This is a genomic window from Streptomyces sp. ICN903 (genome assembly GCF_022015835.1).
GTDB lineage: Bacteria > Actinomycetota > Actinomycetes > Streptomycetales > Streptomycetaceae > Streptomyces > Streptomyces fenghuangensis.
Window position 1 is genome coordinate 1 of the sequence record NZ_JAKMAY010000559.1, and the last position, 1493, is coordinate 1493.

Genomic DNA, 1493 nt, shown 5'->3' on the forward strand with positions numbered 1-1493 from the left:
GGCCAGGGCGGCCAGGGTGGCGTCCAGCGCGGCGGGCCGGGGGCGGTTGTGGGGCAGTTTGGCCAGCACTCGGGCCATGCCGCAGGTGTCGGTGAGGGCGGAGAGGACCAGGCCGCCGGCGATGCCCGCGGAGATCAGGCGCGCGGCCGGCCTGCGGCGGCCGGCGATCAGTCCCAGCAGGACCAGGGAACCGGCGGTGAGCCGGACCTGTCGCTCCATGGCCCAGGCGGTACGGGCGCCGGCGGGCCGGTGCAGTTCGTGGCCGCGCTCGGTCCAGGCGGCGGTGCCGCCCTCGAGGGTGGCGGCGGTGATGCCGTGCTCGGCCAGGACGGCGCAGGCGGTGGCCGAGCGGGCTCCGGAGGCGCACACCACCAGCAGGTCCCCGCGGGCGGAGGCGGTCCGCAGGGCGGGCAGTGCCTGCTGGAGGCGGTCCAGGGGGATGTTGTGGGCGCCGGGCAGGTGGCCGGAGGCGTACTCGCCGGGGGTGCGCACGTCGACCACGGTCAGCTCGTGTATGCGGGAGCTGCTCTGTTCGGCGGTGAGTGCGGGGGCGGTGGACATGTGTGAGATGTTTCCTTCCGAACGCGGGGGAGGACGATCCGGCAGGTAGGGTACCCGGTGGGGTATGAAAGGGGAGGTTCCGTGGAACTGGCGATGGCGGCCGAGGAACTGAAGACGGTGGTCAACCGGCTGCGCCGGGCGCAGGGCCAGATCGCCGGAGTGATCAAGATGATCGAGGAGGGGCGGGACTGCGAGGAGGTCGTCACACAGCTCGCGGCGGCCTCCCGGGCACTGGACAAGGCCGGTTTCGCGGTCATCGCCACCGGTCTGCAGCGCTGCCTGACCGACAGCCCCGACGGCGATCCGGCGGCCGCCCTGGACCGCGAGCAGATGCGGGCCAGGCTGGAGAAGCTCTTCCTCTCCCTGGCCTGATACCCGGCCTCGCGGGTCCCGGCCGCGGGACCCGCGAGGGGTCGCGGCAGGGCGCCGGCGAGCATCACGGCGGCCACCGCCGGCGGTACGGCCGCGACGATCCGATGCAGGGCGCCGGCGAAAACCCTGACCGCCAGGGCCGCCAGGACCAGGACCGGGACGGTCACGCGACGGTGCCGGGGCGCCCGCGCCCGTCGCGCACGGGCAGGCCCTGCCTCTCCCACGCGGCCATGCCCCCGGTGACGTCCACCGCCTCCACACCGCGCTCGGCCAGCAGCCTGGCGGCCTTCCGCGAGCGGTTGCCGGAACGGCAGACGGCCACCACGGGCCTGCCCTCCAGACGGCCGGGCAGCTGGGCGCCCTCGACCAGGCGGGACAGCGGCAGGTGGACGGCGTGCGGGGCGTGGCCGGCCTTCCACTCGGCGTCCTCGCGCACGTCCAGCAGGACGGCGTCGCCCTCTGTGGTGCGCCGGTCGGCCTCGGCCGGGTCGACGCGGCCGGGGCCGCGGCGGAACACGGACATGGTGCTCTCCTCCGGTGGATGGCACAGGTGGTGCGGG

The 1493-nt window shown here is 75.3% G+C and carries 3 protein-coding genes; 1 reads left to right on the forward strand and 2 read right to left on the reverse strand.

The window, feature by feature from the left end; all coding sequences use genetic code 11:
* The coding region (locus L7D48_RS28760) for a rhodanese-like domain-containing protein (RefSeq protein WP_237884034.1) at nucleotides 1-561 on the reverse strand (561 nt) is incomplete at its 3' end.
* 81 nt (nucleotides 562-642) lie between these two features.
* Between L7D48_RS28760 and L7D48_RS28765 the strand changes: the two genes are divergently transcribed.
* The gene (locus tag L7D48_RS28765) at nucleotides 643-933 is read left to right on the forward strand and encodes a metal-sensitive transcriptional regulator (protein WP_206348061.1); all 291 of its coding nucleotides are present in this window, start codon (nucleotides 643-645) and stop codon (nucleotides 931-933) included.
* A gap of 163 nt (nucleotides 934-1096) precedes the next feature.
* Here L7D48_RS28765 and L7D48_RS28770 read toward each other — a convergent pair whose 3' ends face one another.
* Nucleotides 1097-1456, reverse strand: coding sequence for a rhodanese-like domain-containing protein (locus tag L7D48_RS28770; RefSeq protein ID WP_237884036.1), 360 nt, complete (start codon nucleotides 1454-1456; stop codon nucleotides 1097-1099).
* Nucleotides 1457-1493: the final 37 nt, after the last annotated feature.